Raw genomic sequence first — 15,649 nt, forward strand, 5'->3', positions numbered from 1 at the left:
GAGAGCTTGGCGGACCCCGAGAGTTCGGAAATCGGGGCGGTTTTCGCTCTGTGGCGGGCCGATCCGGCGCTCCGGCTGAACCCTGCCATCCGAATTTTCACGCGCGGGTCGCGCGAGAAGATTTGCCCGGGATTTGCTACCCGTCAGAACCCGCGCCGGGCTATGATGTCCCCGACGACGCAGTCCCAGGATCAGGCCATCATGACCGACCCAAACCGCGCCAGAAGCTACCTCGCAAGTCAAATGATCGGCGGCCTCCGTGCGGGCCACGACCAGTTCATGTTCGACCTCGCCACCGTCGAGCGGGAGATCGGCACGGGAGACCCGAGCGAAGTCCTCGCCGTGCTTGGCAGCGGATGGACCTTCCGACCCGGCACGGATGACGGAGAGGTCGTATTCCAGCGTTCGATTTCAGCCGAAGAAGCAACCGCGCGCCTCGAAGGCTGATCAAGCCCGCGCCGCGATGCCCCTGGGACGGCCCCGGAACGCCACCGTTGCGCGCGTCCCGGCGATGGCGCCGGTCTGGAACGATGCGACCACGGAGCGGCGCGGCGGCGCCTCACGGGGCACGTCGGCGCCGGCCAGATCGCGGTAGAGGCGGCGAAGCCCGGCGCGAAGCTCGTCCTGCGCCTCGATCACCATGTCGACGGTGTGTCGATGCCCCGGCACGCGGAGCCGGTCGGCCTTGCGGAGCAGGTCGGCGACCTGATCGGCGCGCTCGCGATCCGTCATCATCGGGTGCCGATCATGTCAGGGATACCGGCCGGCGTCACGCAAGGGGAACGCTCAAGCTCGGAAACGGGTCCAGACATACGAACGCCCGGCGGCTGATGGCCCCGGGCGCGTGTCGTGCGACGTTGACGTGATGACGGTTTTCGCCCGTCGGGTCAAGGATGCCTGACAACTCTGCACTTGCTCGCATTGCATCGGGCTGCCACCTTGGAACTTGGAAAAACCGTTCGGCAGTCTATTTAAAGTAGGAATTATGCAATGCTTTCTTTGCTTGATCAAGTTCCATATTTGACTGTAAGAATTGAAGCAAATCGATTAGACGGCACCAAATCAACTGGCACAGGATTTCATTTCGGCGTGGATTTGCCAAGCAAAGGCCATATGAGCCTAGTCGGAACAAACAAGCACGTATTGGAGGGGGCGAATATAGTTGTCATTCACATCTCCCAGGCGGGGGAAGATGGCATGCCTATTCCGGGAAGCTACATTCGGTTGGATCTGGAGAATTTTCAGAACATCGTGGAATTACATCCAGATCCCGAAGTTGACCTGGCAATGTTCCCCATATCAGCGGCTCTAAACGAAATGCAGAAAAGGGGCTTGAGACCTTTTTTTCGACAGCTGAGGAGTTCCGACATACCAGATGCAGCAAGAACTAAAACTATTCGCGCAATCGAAGAAATAACCATGATAGGTTACCCAATCGGATTGTGGGATAGTAGAAACAATTTCCCAATCATAAGAAGGGGGATCACCGCAACCCCATTTGGATCGGATTACAACGGGAAAAAGGAGTTCATGGTCGACACCGCATGCTTCCCAGGATCATCAGGTTCACCGGTTCTCATTGCCAACAGTGGAATGTTCACCGATTCATCCGGCACAACCACCGCCGGTGAGCGACTGATGTTTCTGGGCGTTTTATGGGGCGGCCCGCAGTATACTACCGAAGGAAATATTATAGCGAAACCTGTGCCCACAAATTATGTGCCAATATCAGTTTCGTCGATGCCGACAAATCTTGGATACTGTCTTAAGTCGGAAAGGGTGCTCGAAATGCAAAGGTTGTTAATCCAAAAGTGGGGCAGCGCATAAGTCATGTCTAGCCCTCGGCTGGTTTGAGCCCTGCAGACTTTGAGCGATTCAGCCGCTCCCCGACCGCATCGGCCTGGGCAGCATACCCGTCCCGAATCGTTGCTACACCAGGAGCCCGCGCGGTGTGATGCGCCTCGGTCAACTCCTCGAGGAGCCACCGGAACCGCTTGGCGATGTCCGAGGCGGCCCGCTCGCCGGTCCCGCGCCCGCGCGCCTCGGCGTAGCTCGCGAAGCTGTAGCCCTCCGACAGGATCGCACGGAGGAAGCGGACCCCGCTGTGGCCGATCTCCTTGGCTGCGCGCTCGTTCATCGCCTTCACGGCCTTCGCGGTCTCGATCCGGCCGAGCATCCGGATGTCCTCGATGGTGAAGGCGTGGGACACCGCGAGCGAGCCGGGCCCGGCGCCGGACGTCGTGCTGTCCCAGGTTCCACCCGAGCGCACACCCATCTGCTTTTCCCAGGCCGCTTGCAGCATCCGGCCGACGAGGAACTGAGCCTCGGTGATCCGGTTCGCCCCACGCTCGGCCGCGAGCACGTCGACCCGGCGATTCACGGTGGCGGTGATGAAGCTCGACGGGTCGTAGGGATCGCGGACGGAGGCCTTGCCCGTGTCCACCTCGACATCGCGCGCGGTGATCGGTGCGGCCCGGGCGATGCGGGCGCGCTTGCGCGACGGCCCCGTACCGCTCTGGCGCTCACGGCGGGCGCGGGCCTCGGCCCCACGGATCGACATGCGGTCGAGGATCACGTGGCAAGCCGACAGGGCCTCGCTATCCTCGGCCGCAGCCTTCGCGTCGAGCTTCGCCTTCATGGCAACGCGCTCGGCCTTCGCGGCCCGGCGTTCCTCCGCCTTCGCGCGGATCAGGGCGAGGCGGTCAGGGTTCGAGATGCGGGTGGTGCTGGACGACTTCTTGGCCGACGCGGTCACGGGGGTGCCCCTATGCGTGTTCCCGATGCGTTCACCGGGTTTGAGCGCCGTGGTCCGGGGCGTTTGGCACCACTGTCAAGTGGATTTCACTCGTCTGACGTTAGGTCACAGGATGAGCTGGGATATTTCCTTCTCGTCCCATTTAAGCACCCCGTCTTCTTGTTCCGTTGTTTGCCGTCCTACTGCCATCCCAAACCTGACGTCTACGCCGGCAGCGCGTAAGATATATGTGCACGCTAGCATTTGAGATCCGGACGTTATCATGTCGTCAATGAGTATAACTGGTCTTTTTGGCTTATAGACCATTTCTAGCAATGGGATAAATTGTGATGCATGGCGGTAGCCATCAGTTTTATGTTGCTGTTCTTTAGGCTTTTTCCAGAGGCAGGCACTCTTAACCGCAACCCTATCGCCTGCATGCTTGGCAATCGCATCGGCGAAAAGTCGCGTACGAAAGTCACGCGGCCCACCCACGCAAGCATTGCTGTTCGGGATTGGAACGAGCGTCACACTGCAATTCACTAAGTCCTTCAGACGAGCCGCCATGAACGACGCGGCTAAATCTGCCGTTACTTCTTTGTTGTTCTCATCAAGTCTAACGATTTTGTCGCCGATCTTGCGATCCCAATAGCCCTTGAAGTCGTCGCCCTTCACGCTTTTAACTACTATTCGAGCGCGATAATCTTGGTCGCGCCAATTTCCTGTGGAAGTTAGGTACTTGCAAAAGCTATGAGTAACGAGTGTCGTCATGTTTCAATCGCGTCTAGAATATCTTGCGTTGATGAAATAACGGCAACTTTTGGCTTGTTGATGAAGTTCTTCGGCCATGTGAGGGATGGGTCGTCTGCTACAGACCGCATGATAAAGAGCCATCTCTTGAGCCGACCGCATTCGGCAGCCTGATGCAAAGTGCCAGATGTATCTGAAGCTTCAACTATGACAGTAGCATCCGAGATGGCAGCCATAACTCGATTTCGCTTCGGAAAATTACCCTTGAACGTTCGTTCACCGATCGCAAACGGTGTAAGAAGCAGGTGCTCGCCATAGATCAGCTCCTGCAAAGTAGCATTCTCGGCCGGGTAAGCTTTGTCGAGCGGTGTGCCAATCACAGCTGCAGTTCTACCGCCGGCGTCTATGGCAGCTGTGAGCGCGGCCGTGTCGACACCTTTTGCTAGCCCGCTGACGATCGTGATACCTGCGGCCACAAGTTCGCGTGCGAGTTTCCTCGCCCTGCGACGGCCTTCATCGCTCACTTCGCGCGTGCCGACGATGGAGATTGCACGGCTTCTGAGAGCCGATAGATCGCCAGAATAGTAGATGCTGGCGAGACCGTCTTGCGTAGATGAAGCTAAGAAATCGAGCTGGCGCGCCTCCAAGGCTGGCCGATGCATTTCGGCAAGCAACGACGGCAGCGTAATAGTACGAATATCGCTCGGGGAGCGATACCGTGTGCGCCGGGGCATAGCCGTATGCTGCCGCTGTAGTTCCATGCACATCATATTTCGTCACGCAGCTTAACCGGCAGTTGCGACGGGCGGAAACTTTAGGGAACGGTAAACTATTGGTTAACGGCTGGCTACGTGCCATGCGCATGAATCACAGGTTGTGCGCTCGAGCGCTGTGGTCCAGCAAACCCTGTAATGGCTCCGCTGTATCCTCACGCTCCTCTCGCAGCTCTCGTTGCCCTCCGGATCGCCTCGTTGATGCCGGCCGCGATCTGTTCCGCCGCCCATTTCCGCCAGCGATCCGCCGTCGTCCGGGACCACCCCCGCTTTCGACAGTAGCCCCGCCACGTGTCGTTTCCGGCCTCGCACCAAGCCCACATGAGGAGGAAGTTGCGCGCCTCGCTACGCATCGGGTGGGCGGTCGGCAGGTACTGGTCGGGCCAGCTCAGGGCATTGCCGGCCGTGGTCTCGAACCCTTCGTATTTCGCCCTGCGGTCGGCCCGCCAGGCGATCACAGTCCACTCCTCGACGGTGCCGGCATCGAATGAGGGCGTGCGTCCGCTGGGGCTCGTCGGTGGGTCCGGGCCTTCGGGACGCGCGCGCACAAGGGTCTCATCTGCCACGGGTGGGGCTGTCTCCGAACTTCCAGATGGGGATACTCTCGTCGGGGTTCGTCATGCCCCGGCTCACAAGGCCGTTCGCGAGCCGGATTACGCCCGGCTCCATTCTCGCGATCGGCACCCATGTCACCATGACGAGGACACCACAGGAATCGACGCGCAGGGCAGCAGCAAGGCGATGGACGCCGAACAGCGCCCGGGTGCCGAAGCCCATGCGCACCGCGTCGAGGCCCGATGTGTCGAGGAACTCGAGCATCCCGGCGCGGACGCCCGGCCAGCCCGCCGACGTCATCCCCCGACAGGGCGGTGCCAGGACCGGCAGGGAGCGCACGCCGGCCCGCCACGCCTCGACGATGCGCTTGGCTTCCGTGGGGAGGGCGAGGGCGGCGCTCACGCCGACACCCGCCTGCGGTCGAGCCGCTCCATGAGGTGCGAGAGATCGAGGCCCCGAAGCGGGGCGACGATATCGGACACCGCCGACCCTGCGAGGCTGGGGGGGGCTGCGAGGCGCGGCGTACGGCCGGCGATCAGCAGGCTGTTGGGCGCTGCGGCGATATCGTCGAGGACCCGCTGCCTCTCGGCGTCCGAGATCGGCTGGTAGACAACCGCGTCGAGAACCTCGCAGAGGGTCTTGATCTCCGCATGGATCGCATCAAGCGACCGGCGCGATTCCGCGGTGACCTGGGGCGGTGTCGGGCACTTGTCGCCCGACCATTCCGTGAGGGTGCGGCCCTGAAGGAACCTCGATGCGGCGGCCTGGACCGCCCAGGTTGGCAGATCCACCAGGGCTCGGACGTAGAGGGCGGCCATAGTCCCGGCGCCCTTGGCGTCGAGGCCGTAGGTCGGGAAGGCACTCAGGAGGGCGAGGACGACCTTGCGCTTTGCCGCCTCGCCCTCCGCTCCATCGGCAAGGCCGGACCGCAGATCAGCCAGCCGCCCGGCCATGACGTCCCGGTCGGCATCGCTAGGCGCCCGGTCAGCACGGATCGACGCTGGGACACCCCGCCTGCCGTCACGGTCGAGCCGATTCCGGTACGTTGCGACGAGCACGTCACCGTCCCGAGTGGCGTCCGCCGGCCGCAAGGCGATGGACGTTTCCGTGATCGTATCGCTGATGGTCGGGAGTTGGGTCATGGGGAGCCCCGTGGTCGTCGAGGAGAGCGTCGAGGAAGCCGTTGCCGGTGCCGCGTTTCGCTGGCGGTGATCGGGCCTTCGAGCCCCGTCGGACGGTTTCGCGGAGGCGGTTCCGGAGGGTGGCCAGCCAGTCGGTTTTCAGACCCCGGACCCCAGGCATGCCGACCCAGAAATCGTGGAACTCAGCGAGAGCCTCGTCGACGTCGCCGCCGGTCAGTCCGGCGTCCTGGCAAGCCTGCCGGGCTTCCGGCCGCAGTCCGAAATCCGTCGGGATGCGGGTCCCCCGATGCCGGTCGGCCCCCTTGGGGGCAGAGGACCCCTTAGGGTCCGAGGGGGAATCTACCGGGGGTGTAGTTTTAGGGGGTGTGGGGGACCTTTTAGGGGGCGTAACGCCGTTACTTTCGTTATCGGCGTTACATCCGTTACTTTCGGCGTTACGCGCGTTACGCCGTGCTCGGTAGGCCGCCTGCCGGGCGCGGTTGCCCTCACGGTTCCGCTCGATCCGAGCTTGCTCGGCTTCACCGTCCGCGACGTGCTGGCGAGCGAGTTCGGACCGGACCACGACAAGGATCTGCTCCGGAGCGATCCCGGCGGCGACCATGGCGTCGATCATCTCGGCAGTGACGGTCATGGCCGGGTCTCCCCAGCGATGAAGCTCAGTACCTCGTCCGCGCAGCCGCACGGGTCGTTCCAAATCTCCGAGCCGGTGAACCGGAAGATCGGAAGGCCCTGGTGCTGGGCGAGGCGATCTCGTGATCGATCGCGTGCTGCCTGTGCCTTGGTCCGCTCGTGGAACTCGTGGCCGTCACACTCGACCAGAAGCTTTCGAAGCGGCGCGCCAACAGGGGCGGCCGTGTCGGGAAAGGAGATCGCAAAATCCACACGCCAGCCGGCGATCTGGACCTGCGACTCGACGTAGGCGGTCGAGAAGAAGGTGCACTTGGCGATCGAATCCCGGACGGCTTCTGCCAGTTCGTACTGAGCACTCAGCGCTAGGAGGTTATCGACAGGCCGATCCCGACGATGCGCAAGCGACCACATCGCTGCGCAGAACAGGCGCTCGATCGGCGAGTCCCCTGGAACTGCCTCGTGAAGGCGATGAACCTCACGATAGGCGTCGTCGGCAGCTTCCTGGGCGAGCAGCGCAAGGCCCCCAAGACGTGCGTTTCGCATCGCCGCTACTCCGCCGCCGCGAGGACAGGCCCCGGCTGGTACAGATTCACGAAGTCGGGCCGGGCCGTCCGCTGGAAGCCCTCGCCATAGGGCGGGTAGCTGCAGGCCCGCACGAGGTCGTAGAAGCCCTCGGGCTTCACGCTGTTCGCGCCCACGGGCCAAGCGTGGTTGGTGCGGGTGGCGCGCGCGGGCGCCCGTGTCTTGAGGTCGCCGCGCACGGCGAAGATCACGTGCTCCGTGGTGTTGCGGAAATAGCGGCCGCGCCCGAGGCGCGGCTTGGTCCAGGTGTGGACGGTCTTGTGCTGGAATCCCCAGGCGGCGAGCAGCGGCGGGGCGAGCAGAATCGTGTTGTTCGTGACCCAGAGGTAGAGGTGCGCGTCGTCCTCGGCCCAATCGCGGACCGGGATGGCGAGGATCTCGTCGAACGGCATCAGGGCATAGTCGTGCCCGGCTGCGTCCGAGATGTTGTCCTCGTCCCACGGCGGATCGAACACCAGGGTGCGGAACCGGCCCTTCACCGGGGCGAGACCGAGCACGCGGTCCTCGTCGCGGGCGCGCAGCAGCTTGGTGTGGGGGCCATTGATCTTGCCGGTGCGATCCATCTCCTCGAGGAGGTGGCCGAACCGCTCGGGCTCGGCCTCGGCCGCCCGGCAGATGTCAGCGATCTTGTCGAGTTGGCGACCGGAGATCCCGAAGCGAGCGCCGACCCGGTCACGAACCTCTGACGGTCCGGAAATTTTCCGACCCTTACGGCCATGGGCCATCCGGTCGCGCGCCTCGGCCCGCTCGCGTTCGAGCAGGGCCAGACCCATCGCGTGCAGTTCGCTCGGGCGGAACGTGGGGGCCGCCTTCATGCTGCACCTGCCGTGTCGAAGAGGTGGGACTGAGCGAAGACCGAGCCGAAAGCCTCGAGGCGGGCGGCGGCGCGCGGGTTGATCCACAGCACTTCGGTGCGAGCCCGGGCGCCGTCGGCGAGGGCGGGCCGCTCCACGCGGCGCCAGGAACGCAGCGCAGCCTCGTAGGCCGGCGCCGGGTAGCCGGAGAGGACCACCATGCCGCTCAAGTCGTGGACGGCGTCGAGCAGGCGGGCGTGGTCCTCGCTCGTCAGCTCGTGGCGGTATGCATAGTAGCCAGAGCCGACCCGCCGGCCTTTCTGCGAGCGGGTTGCCGGCAGGTAGGGCGGGTCGAGGTAGTGGAGCGCTTCCGGCCCGTCTTGCTGGGTCAGGACCTCGAACGCGTCCCGGCATTCGATCACCACGCCGCGCAGGCGCTCGACGAGGATCACGAGGGCGTCGGGGAACCCCGCCCAGTCCTGCGATGGGGTGGTGCCGTTCCGATTCGCGTTGCCACGGAAGCCGCTCCGGACACCACGATTGCTGGAGTCCGAGCCAAAGCCCATGAAGGACCGCACCACCAAGCGCCGCGCCTCCTCGACGGGGTCGGTGGCAATTTCGTGGGCCTGTTCATACTCGGCGCGCGCGAACGGCGTGGCGCGCAGGTCGGCGATCAGTCGCGGGGCGTCCCCAGAGCGCAGGACCCGGAACAGGTTCACCACGTCATCGTCCAGGTCATTGTAGACCTCGGCATGCGACCGGGGCTTGCGCAGCAGGACGCTGGCCGCGCCGCCGAATACCTCGGTGTAGAGGCGGTGGGCCGGGAAGTGCTTCAACACCCAGGGGGCGAGCAGCCATTTGCCGCCGTGCCAGCGGAGGAGGGGGCGTGTCGGGGTCATGACGCCACCGCAACGCCGTCGGTGACGCGCACGAACACCATCCGCACGGCATCGGGCCTATCGGACCGGAGGCTGGTGACGTGGCGGACGTACCGCTTCCCGTCGTCGGCGATGACTCCGATCTGCTTGGCGGCGTCGATCAGCGGCTTGGCGTAGGCGTCGGTATCGCCCTCAGTGGCCATGAGGTGGATGGTGATGTCCGCGCGGCCGACGATCCGGCCGGGAGCCTGGAGCGCGCCCAGGCGCACGGCGTCGGCGCGCCACCTGCGGTACCGGGCCGCCTTCACCCGCCCGACGCCGGGCCGATTGAAATAGAGGTTGTTCACCCCTGGCGGCATCGGCAGGTCGAGGACGACGGTCTCTGCTATGGGCCGGTCGACCCATTCGGGGCGCAACTCGCACTTCGGCGTGTGGGCGCGGCGGGTGGCCGGCGCTGGGCGTCGCGCGGCCTCCTCGCGTTTCAGGCGGGCGAGGACGCCAGCCGGGCCGAGGGCGCGGAAATCGGCGGCAGTGATGACGGGATCAGAGCAGCCCATGGCTCAGGCTCTCCCGGCAATGGCGTCTTCGATGTCGATCTGCCCGTCGGAGCGCATTCGCTTCGCCGCCGTGCGCAGCACCGAGGCGCCACGGCGAGGGATTCTCGCATTGGTGGTGACGGTGACGCCCGGCACGCCTGCGAACGCGTCCTTGACCCGGCTTTGCAACTCCATCCGAGCAGTGGCTTCGGCGAGCTTCGTGCCCGTGGTCTCGACGGTCCGCCCGCCGGCCGAGATGGTGATCTTGGTCTGAGCGACCTCGCGCTCGACGGCCGAACGCCCGAGCGGCGTGTCACCGAGCATTCCGAGCGCCATCATGTAGAGTTCGAGGACGGCCTCCTCTTCCTGCCGCTTGGCGTGGTCCATCTTCCGAAGCCGAACGATCTTGCGAATCGTCTTCACGTCGAAGCCGGTCCCCTTGGCCTCCGCGTAAACGTCCTTGATGTCCGAGGCCAAGCCGGCCTTCTCTTCTTCGAGCCGTTCGATGCGCTCGATGAAGGATTTCAGTTGATCGGCAGCAACGCTGGATGCGTCTACTTGCGGAGACGCGGCATGTTGGGATACCATTTTCCTACTCCACAAGAGCACACCACTTCCGCCCGGCTCCCTGCTTCGCCGCAAAGGGACCGGGCGGTTCTGTTTCTGGGGTCAGGGATGCGGGCGCCCGCCCGGCAGACGGTCGTCGAACCGGGGCGCGCGGGGCTCGCCGCGCGAGCGGGTGTCCTGGGTCGCGGAAGGGGGCGCCTCGACGGTGACGTCCTGGCCGCGCCGCTCGGCGGCGCTGGCGGTCAGCGTCTCGCGCAGCAGATACGCCTCGAACGCCCACGCCTGCCGGAACGCGTCGTCGTAGGCGTACCGCTCGCCCGCCGCCTGATCGTAGTTCTCCGGCGAGGCGCAGGCCGACTTGCCGATGTGGGTGAAGCCGTTCCGCATGGTGATGATGCAGATCGTCAGCACCCCGTCGCGAAAGAACTTGGAGCCGGCGATCTTCGCCGTGATGCTGTCCGCCGTGACGCGGGGTGCCGTCGAGCGCTCCACCACCGCGTCGGCTTCGTCGCGGGTCAGGGCCGGGGCGCCGGTGCCGTCGGGTTGGCGGGAGGCGGCGACGTACCCGGCCTCGAACACCGCTCGCGGCGAATGCGAGAGGTAGCCCTGCGGATGCGTGTCGGTCGGCTCGTACCGGACGAGGTAATCCCCGGCGGACGGAACTCCGCGTGTGGCGAACCCGAGTGGCGCGCCCACGACGAGACCGCATTCCAGCGTCACGGTGCCGGAACCGTCCCGCAGGCACTCCACTGCCGCGATCCGGTACGCCTCGACGTGCTTGTGGCTGACGTGCGTCGCATGGAACGCCGGCAGCGGCGCCATCTTCTGCGCGAACGCCCGCGCCTGATCACCACTGTCCACCATCGTCACTCTCCCTGTTGGGCCGCCTGGAACAGCGGCAAATCGAAGTGGGGCTTCACCCGCCGCGCCACGGCCGGAGCCGGCGCCAGAGGCGGTCCCACCAGGCCCGCACGCGCGCCTTCAGCCGCGCGAAGAGCAGCTTGAGCCGCAGCGACAGCAGGGTCCGCAGGGCCGGTAAGGCGGGTGGTGATCTCGACGTCATGGGCGAGCTTCCTCAACTGCCGCTCGACTTCGCGGGCATGGGCGGCCTCCAGGGCCGCAAGGACGTGGGAGGCGACGGCCTTGGGCGGCCGGTAGCGGAGCGCCCAGAGCTTGGAGAAGGGCAGGGCGGCGCGCTGGGCGACGCGCTTCATGGCGTTGGCGGTGTCGCCGGGGCCGCGCGTCTCCCAGCGGAGAAGGTCGTCGGCGAAGTCTTGAGCGCGGGCGATATCAGCGTCGGGCACTTGCATCCTCCGCAAACAGAATTTGCACATCATCAAATCTGTCCGTGTTTATTGAGAAACACGGGCGGGAGACGCTGTTATGCAAATGGAGGTTAGACGAGGCACGCAGTACAGATGCGTGATCGGCAGCTTGGCGGCGACGACGATCACGCGAGGGGAAAAGGGCCGGGGCGCGATGACCCCGGCCAGTCCAGTGAGGAAGACCAGCGAGAGAGCGCTGGATGCCCGCACGACGGGCCACGGACGCGCCAACGAGGCGCGAAGGGGAAGCGCCAAGGCCGCGTGTCGAAACGCAGAACCCGTTCACGGTCTCGGCGCTCGGCCGGATCATCCCGGCTCGAGGGGAATGGGTGCCGGGTTGCTCTCCACCCGGCGAAGTCACGCCTGCATCTTCTGCGTAGGCCCGAGGGCGGTTCGCGTTCGCGTATCCGGCGTTCGATTGCAGTCGAACTATCCCGACAGTCACATGACTTTTGACCGTGGCCGGCGCAGTTGCCTGCGACGCCACCGGCGGGGCCATGTCCCCGGCGCTGCGTGTGCCCGTTTGCGTGGTCGGTGCGGCAGCGCTCGCCGTCACTCCACCTGTGGACGCCCCGAAGGACGAATTCTTAAGGGCGGCGCTCACAGCGACCACGCCCAGATGCAGAAGGCGACGAGCCCGATTGCAACGTCGGCGAGGCCGAACGTCAGCGCGCGGCCGGAGCCGGTCAGGAACGCGGTGCCAAGGCCGACAATGGCCAAGGCCGCGAAGATGATGGCGGCGAGCGCGGCCATGTCAGGCGCGCCCCGCGACGAGCGCAGACGCGGACGGGATGCACGCCGCGATGGCGCGTCCCGCCCGGTCCGCTACCTTGGTCAGTGCCAACCGAACCAAGGAGCTGAGAATGACGGAGCCCGCGATCAACCCGCGCGCGGAAGCGATAGAGATTGCCCTGAAAGCAATATTCAACACCTTGTCGGACTCAAAGCAGAAAGAAGTGCTGCAGCATCTGGAGGGCATGGCTAATGGCCTTGCTTCTGGAGTGCCGGGTACGGCCGAAGCTGTCCTTCGCCTTCGCACGAAGTTTTCTGGGCCATAGCCCGTGCCTCAGCGATTTTATTCTTTGCATCGGCAAGCACACGGGAACTCAGAACGCGCTCCAGTCCCTGCGTTCGGAAACCGTAGAAGCCGGAACGATCGATCACCGGCGTCGGCAACCGCTTGCCGCTGCGCGCTGTAGGCTTGGAGTTCGGTTCGGTGCGGCCCTGCCAGGGGGTGCGGCGGCGGCGCATCAGGCGGCGACCTCGGCTGGGGCGGGGAAGACATCGGAGCGCAGATCGTGACGCGAAACCTGCGTGACTGCCTCAATCCGAAGCGCCCACTCGGCCGGGGCGCCGCGCTTGCTCTTATTGAGCCATGTCCAGACGTTCGATTGGGATGTGCCAATCGCCTTCGCCAGGCCCGCTTGGCCACCTGCAACTTCGATAGCTCGTGCGAGCGCTTGATGGTTCGGGCTCATGCCACCGAAATGTACCGAGAAAGCGGTAAAGTCAACCGTATTTACGGTAGGGACGGTCGGTTATGCCACCGATAGCAAGGGGCATGGACCACCTCGGCAGCCGTTTGAAATCAGCCCGCGAAAATGCTGGCCTGTCTCAGTCAGAACTGGCGGAGCGGGTTGGCATGTCGCAGCAGGGTGTCGCGGACATCGAAACTAAGGGCAGCCGCCCTCGAAAATTAATTGAAATCGCCCGTGCTTGTGGCGTGACGCCAGAGTGGCTGCTGGGTCAAAGCCAGGATCGGCTTGAGCCGGGCGCCGATGGGCCACGTCCCGCACGGGCGGCCAAGCACCCTACGAACCAGGCTTCCGTCTCCCGCAAATCCCTGCCTGAATACGACATTCGTGCCGGGGCATCCTACGGCGGCGGGATGGACGACGGCGAATGGCGCGACGGCGGTGTCTCTGGTCACGAACCAGTCGCAAATTGGGGGCTTCCGCAATCTTACGTCGAGCGCGAACTGGGGCTGACGTATGGCTTTGCCGATATCCTGCCGGTCCGGGGCGACTCCATGGATGACGGTACCGCGAAGGCTCTCTTATCCGGGGATCGGGTAGTCATCGACCGAAAAGACACCGACCCAAGGCAGGGTGGGATCTTCGCGGTTTGGGATGGCGATGGAGTAATAATCAAGCAAGTAGAAATCGTTCGCGGCTCATCTCCACCAAAGATCGTCTGCACCTCCCGAAATAGCAACTATAAGCCGATATTTCTCGCCTTGGACGGCAATGTCCACATTATCGGTCGGGTTTCAGCGAAATTCTCAAGGATGTAGATCGCTGTGAGAAAATCATTCGTCATACCTCTTGCTGTTTTGATCGGGGTGGCGACCTCTTCAGTCTCGCTACAGGCGCAGATGGGAGCGGTTGGAGCGCGAGATCGCGCGGCACAAGGGCGCGATGCCACAGATCGGCTCAAAGCTCTCGCTCGCTCAAATAAGATTACTTTCTTGGAATACTATAAGAGGTATCATCAAATAGATATGTCGTATTTCGATCCGCCCGCCGCCATTATAGAGCTAAATCTTTATAATATTATGTTGGCGAAAATGGTCGAAGACAAAAAGATTTCAATGGAAGAGTTTGATTACTACTCAAATAAGAAGATCGCGGAAACTGCAAAAGCACTTACTTTAAATCAAAATTAGCGGACTTTTTTTGCCAAACAGCAGGCCCCGCCATACCGGTGGGGCTTTTTCCATTCCTGTGGACCGCCAAATTTTGTGATGTCCCTGCACCTGCGTCATTTCATACCGTATTGAACCGAAACGGTAGAACGCAACCGGAATACCGGTTGACACCGATACCGGAATATCGGTAGCTTCGCTCCATCAGCTCACGCGATGGAGCCCCGAAGTGCCCCAGCCCACCACCATCATCGAAACCCTCGCCGGCCAGTTCTTCCGCGTGAAGGCGTTCGCGGATCCCGCGCTCGACCACATCTGGGAGGGCGTCGAGGTCAAGCGCACCAAGGACGGGTTCGTCGACAAGAAGAACGCTCGGCCGTTCTCGGTGCGGAAGCTCGGCACCCGCCTTGTCGCCCAGCAGGCCGCCGGCGCCATGGTCCCGCAGCCGTGCCAGCAGCAGCAGGCGCAGGCTGCCTCCGCACCCGCCCCCGTCTGGATCGAGACCTCCGCGACCCGCCGCGACCTGACCGGCGCGCAGGGCGTGATCCTCGGCTCCGTCATCAAGCTCTACGGCCGGTGGGACGCCGAGTTCGTCGACACGAAGGGCCACAGCCCGAACCTTCGCCGGCACCTCGGGCGCCATGAGACCGAAGCCCAGGCGCGGGCGGCGGTCCAGATCGAGATGCGCCTTGCCGCGATCCGGAAGGCCGCGCCGCCGACCCACATCGTTCGGTTCACGATTCCCCGGGACGGCAGCGCGCCCGAGGACATTCTGGCCGAGACCCGTGTCGGCGACACCGCCGCCGCCGTGGTCGAATACCTCGGCACCGGCCAACTCGATGCCTACGTCCTGACCGAGGTGTACGCGGCCGACCTGACGCCCGGCGCCGAGTCGCTCACCGACGTCACCGCCGCGATCCTCCGGGACGTCGCCGCCTACGTCGAGGCCGCCGCCATCGAACTGCCCCGCAGCCTCGACGACGCCTTCGCCCGCCACGGCATCCCGCAGCCCACGGCGTGGGTCGAGGCTGGCAGTCGCGCTCCCGATTTCGAGGGCGAGCGCCTCGGGCCGGCCGACTGCCTGGATCGGCGCCGCGCAGCCTGAGCGGCTCCCACCCCTTTCCGCCTTCACCCCCGAGCGCGTCGCGCTCCAGACGAAAGAGAACCCATGTCCAATCCCAAGATCATCGACCTCGGCAACATCACCGGCACGCCGTTCGCTGACATCCTCCTCGCCGCCATTGCCGGGGCGGACGCGGCGAAGAAGGCGGCCCACCTTCCGAAGCGCCCCCTCGCCCAGGACATCGCCACGCTGAAGGCGGCCGCCGAGCGGTATGAAGCGCCGAACCCGTTCGAGCCGGGCGATCTGGTGACGCCGCGTGCGGACAGCCCGCTGAAGGGCATCGGCCGCCCGCGCATCGTGCTGGAACTGATGGAGCGGATCGACGCCGATCTGGCGGTGACCGACCCCAACCACGTCGATCACCCCCGCTTCGGCGCCAAGCTCGATATCCGCGTCGCCTCGGTCTGCGACTGCCCCCACGGGGAGGTGACCGCCTCCTGGGAGGAGGGCTGGATGTTCGAGCCCTACACGCCGCCGGCCGAGACCGGCGAGCAGGACCCGGCACCCGCGAGCGCCCCGGCCCAGACCGAGGCGGCCGACCTTCAGCCCGCCGCCTGAGCCGCCCGCCGGGCCGCTCACGCCGGGCGGCCCGGCCACCTCCTCCCAACGATAGAGA

Annotated in this window: 22 protein-coding genes and 1 pseudogene; 7 read left to right on the forward strand and 16 right to left on the reverse strand. The window is 64.5% G+C overall.

Annotated elements, in window-relative coordinates:
* Positions 1-6: 6 nt before the first annotated feature.
* The gene (locus BM249_RS21200; RefSeq protein WP_143103715.1) at positions 7-447 is read left to right on the forward strand and encodes a hypothetical protein; all 441 of its coding nucleotides are present in this window, start codon (positions 7-9) and stop codon (positions 445-447) included.
* Here BM249_RS21200 and BM249_RS08315 read toward each other — a convergent pair whose 3' ends face one another.
* A complete protein-coding gene (locus BM249_RS08315; protein WP_091970770.1) occupies positions 448-735 on the reverse strand; it encodes a hypothetical protein in 288 nt (95 codons plus the stop codon). It abuts the gene before it with no gap.
* A 255-nt stretch (positions 736-990) separates the two neighbouring features.
* Here BM249_RS08315 and BM249_RS08320 point away from each other — a divergent pair, with 255 nt between their 5' ends.
* Positions 991-1,827, forward strand: coding sequence for a S1 family peptidase (locus BM249_RS08320; RefSeq protein WP_091970772.1), 837 nt, complete (start codon positions 991-993; stop codon positions 1,825-1,827).
* Positions 1,828-1,834: 7 nt separating this feature from the next.
* Here BM249_RS08320 and BM249_RS08325 read toward each other — a convergent pair whose 3' ends face one another.
* From BM249_RS08325 to BM249_RS21630, 14 genes and pseudogenes are all read right to left on the reverse strand, one after another.
* Positions 1,835-2,755: a hypothetical protein gene (locus tag BM249_RS08325; protein WP_091970776.1), complete on the reverse strand. Its 921-nt coding sequence runs from the start codon at positions 2,753-2,755 to the stop codon at positions 1,835-1,837.
* A 105-nt stretch (positions 2,756-2,860) separates the two neighbouring features.
* A complete protein-coding gene (locus BM249_RS21205; protein ID WP_143103716.1) occupies positions 2,861-3,505 on the reverse strand; it encodes a hypothetical protein in 645 nt (214 codons plus the stop codon).
* Positions 3,502-4,245, reverse strand: coding sequence for a DNA-processing protein DprA (locus BM249_RS08330; protein ID WP_244528646.1), 744 nt, complete (start codon positions 4,243-4,245; stop codon positions 3,502-3,504). The genes BM249_RS21205 and BM249_RS08330 overlap by 4 nt, the downstream gene beginning before the upstream one ends.
* A gap of 167 nt (positions 4,246-4,412) precedes the next feature.
* Positions 4,413-4,823, reverse strand: a complete 411-nt coding sequence (locus BM249_RS08335) for a hypothetical protein (protein WP_143103717.1) — start codon at positions 4,821-4,823, stop codon at positions 4,413-4,415.
* Positions 4,813-5,214 (reverse strand): hypothetical protein, encoded by a 402-nt coding sequence (locus BM249_RS08340; protein ID WP_091970780.1) that lies wholly within the window; start codon positions 5,212-5,214, stop codon positions 4,813-4,815. Before BM249_RS08340 ends, BM249_RS08335 begins: the two co-directional genes overlap by 11 nt.
* Complete coding sequence (locus BM249_RS08345; protein ID WP_091970782.1) at positions 5,211-5,765, reverse strand: hypothetical protein; 555 nt, start codon at positions 5,763-5,765, stop codon at positions 5,211-5,213. Before BM249_RS08345 ends, BM249_RS08340 begins: the two co-directional genes overlap by 4 nt.
* Before the next feature lie 816 nt (positions 5,766-6,581).
* Entirely contained in the window at positions 6,582-7,127 is a 546-nt protein-coding gene (locus BM249_RS08350) for an endonuclease domain-containing protein (protein WP_091970783.1), read from the reverse strand.
* 5 nt (positions 7,128-7,132) lie between these two features.
* Complete coding sequence (locus BM249_RS21945; protein WP_244528647.1) at positions 7,133-7,981, reverse strand: MT-A70 family methyltransferase; 849 nt, start codon at positions 7,979-7,981, stop codon at positions 7,133-7,135.
* Entirely contained in the window at positions 7,978-8,859 is an 882-nt protein-coding gene (locus tag BM249_RS08360; protein ID WP_091970785.1) for a DNA adenine methylase, read from the reverse strand. The genes BM249_RS21945 and BM249_RS08360 overlap by 4 nt, the downstream gene beginning before the upstream one ends.
* Positions 8,856-9,395 (reverse strand): RusA family crossover junction endodeoxyribonuclease, encoded by a 540-nt coding sequence (locus BM249_RS08365; RefSeq protein ID WP_091970787.1) that lies wholly within the window; start codon positions 9,393-9,395, stop codon positions 8,856-8,858. The genes BM249_RS08360 and BM249_RS08365 overlap by 4 nt, the downstream gene beginning before the upstream one ends.
* A gap of 300 nt (positions 9,396-9,695) precedes the next feature.
* Positions 9,696-9,962 (reverse strand): annotated as a pseudogene (locus BM249_RS08370) (DUF2312 domain-containing protein); the annotation flags it as partial.
* Positions 9,963-10,043: 81 nt separating this feature from the next.
* The gene (locus BM249_RS08375; protein WP_091970789.1) at positions 10,044-10,805 is read right to left on the reverse strand and encodes a Gp49 family protein; all 762 of its coding nucleotides are present in this window, start codon (positions 10,803-10,805) and stop codon (positions 10,044-10,046) included.
* A 2-nt stretch (positions 10,806-10,807) separates the two neighbouring features.
* On the reverse strand, positions 10,808-11,245 hold the full coding sequence (locus tag BM249_RS08380; protein WP_177232364.1) for a hypothetical protein: 438 nt from the start codon (positions 11,243-11,245) through the stop codon (positions 10,808-10,810).
* 621 nt (positions 11,246-11,866) lie between these two features.
* Positions 11,867-12,019, reverse strand: coding sequence for a hypothetical protein (locus BM249_RS21630; protein WP_177232365.1), 153 nt, complete (start codon positions 12,017-12,019; stop codon positions 11,867-11,869).
* A gap of 110 nt (positions 12,020-12,129) precedes the next feature.
* On the opposite strand from BM249_RS21630, the gene BM249_RS21215 reads away from it, so the two are divergent.
* Positions 12,130-12,324, forward strand: coding sequence for a hypothetical protein (locus BM249_RS21215; RefSeq protein WP_143103719.1), 195 nt, complete (start codon positions 12,130-12,132; stop codon positions 12,322-12,324).
* Positions 12,325-12,516: 192 nt separating this feature from the next.
* Here BM249_RS21215 and BM249_RS08390 read toward each other — a convergent pair whose 3' ends face one another.
* Positions 12,517-12,744 carry a transcriptional regulator gene (locus BM249_RS08390; protein WP_091970793.1) on the reverse strand — a complete coding sequence of 76 codons (228 nt, stop codon included), beginning with the start codon at positions 12,742-12,744 and terminating at the stop codon, positions 12,517-12,519.
* Between the two features lie 83 nt (positions 12,745-12,827).
* Between BM249_RS08390 and BM249_RS08395 the strand changes: the two genes are divergently transcribed.
* The 4 genes from BM249_RS08395 (at position 12,828) to BM249_RS08405 (ending at position 15,591) form a co-directional block, all read left to right on the forward strand.
* The gene (locus BM249_RS08395) at positions 12,828-13,559 is read left to right on the forward strand and encodes an XRE family transcriptional regulator (RefSeq protein WP_177232366.1); all 732 of its coding nucleotides are present in this window, start codon (positions 12,828-12,830) and stop codon (positions 13,557-13,559) included.
* Between the two features lie 6 nt (positions 13,560-13,565).
* Positions 13,566-13,931, forward strand: coding sequence for a hypothetical protein (locus BM249_RS21220; protein WP_143103720.1), 366 nt, complete (start codon positions 13,566-13,568; stop codon positions 13,929-13,931).
* A 208-nt stretch (positions 13,932-14,139) separates the two neighbouring features.
* Positions 14,140-15,015 (forward strand): hypothetical protein, encoded by an 876-nt coding sequence (locus BM249_RS08400; protein ID WP_091970797.1) that lies wholly within the window; start codon positions 14,140-14,142, stop codon positions 15,013-15,015.
* 63 nt (positions 15,016-15,078) lie between these two features.
* Positions 15,079-15,591, forward strand: coding sequence for a hypothetical protein (locus BM249_RS08405; protein WP_091970799.1), 513 nt, complete (start codon positions 15,079-15,081; stop codon positions 15,589-15,591).
* The last annotated feature ends 58 nt before the right edge of the window (positions 15,592-15,649 follow it).

The sequence above is a fragment of the Methylobacterium gossipiicola genome (assembly GCF_900113485.1).
Classification (GTDB): Bacteria; Pseudomonadota; Alphaproteobacteria; order Rhizobiales; family Beijerinckiaceae; genus Methylobacterium; species Methylobacterium gossipiicola.

Coding starts and splice junctions, on each gene's coding strand:
- BM249_RS08315 (WP_091970770.1), bottom strand. CDS start 735: ATGATGACGGATCGCGAGCGCGCCGATCAGGTCGCCGACCTGCTCCGC.
- BM249_RS08320 (WP_091970772.1), top strand. CDS start 991: ATGCTTTCTTTGCTTGATCAAGTTCCATATTTGACTGTAAGAATTGAA.
- BM249_RS21205 (WP_143103716.1), bottom strand. CDS start 3,505: ATGACGACACTCGTTACTCATAGCTTTTGCAAGTACCTAACTTCCACA.
- BM249_RS08330 (WP_244528646.1), bottom strand. CDS start 4,245: ATGGAACTACAGCGGCAGCATACGGCTATGCCCCGGCGCACACGGTAT.
- BM249_RS08345 (WP_091970782.1), bottom strand. CDS start 5,765: ATGGCCGGGCGGCTGGCTGATCTGCGGTCCGGCCTTGCCGATGGAGCG.
- BM249_RS08350 (WP_091970783.1), bottom strand. CDS start 7,127: ATGCGAAACGCACGTCTTGGGGGCCTTGCGCTGCTCGCCCAGGAAGCT.
- BM249_RS21945 (WP_244528647.1), bottom strand. CDS start 7,981: ATGAAGGCGGCCCCCACGTTCCGCCCGAGCGAACTGCACGCGATGGGT.
- BM249_RS08360 (WP_091970785.1), bottom strand. CDS start 8,859: ATGACCCCGACACGCCCCCTCCTCCGCTGGCACGGCGGCAAATGGCTG.
- BM249_RS08365 (WP_091970787.1), bottom strand. CDS start 9,395: ATGGGCTGCTCTGATCCCGTCATCACTGCCGCCGATTTCCGCGCCCTC.
- BM249_RS08375 (WP_091970789.1), bottom strand. CDS start 10,805: ATGGTGGACAGTGGTGATCAGGCGCGGGCGTTCGCGCAGAAGATGGCG.
- BM249_RS21630 (WP_177232365.1), bottom strand. CDS start 12,019: ATGGCCGCGCTCGCCGCCATCATCTTCGCGGCCTTGGCCATTGTCGGC.
- BM249_RS21215 (WP_143103719.1), top strand. CDS start 12,130: ATGACGGAGCCCGCGATCAACCCGCGCGCGGAAGCGATAGAGATTGCC.
- BM249_RS08390 (WP_091970793.1), bottom strand. CDS start 12,744: ATGAGCCCGAACCATCAAGCGCTCGCACGAGCTATCGAAGTTGCAGGT.
- BM249_RS08395 (WP_177232366.1), top strand. CDS start 12,828: ATGGACCACCTCGGCAGCCGTTTGAAATCAGCCCGCGAAAATGCTGGC.
- BM249_RS08405 (WP_091970799.1), top strand. CDS start 15,079: ATGTCCAATCCCAAGATCATCGACCTCGGCAACATCACCGGCACGCCG.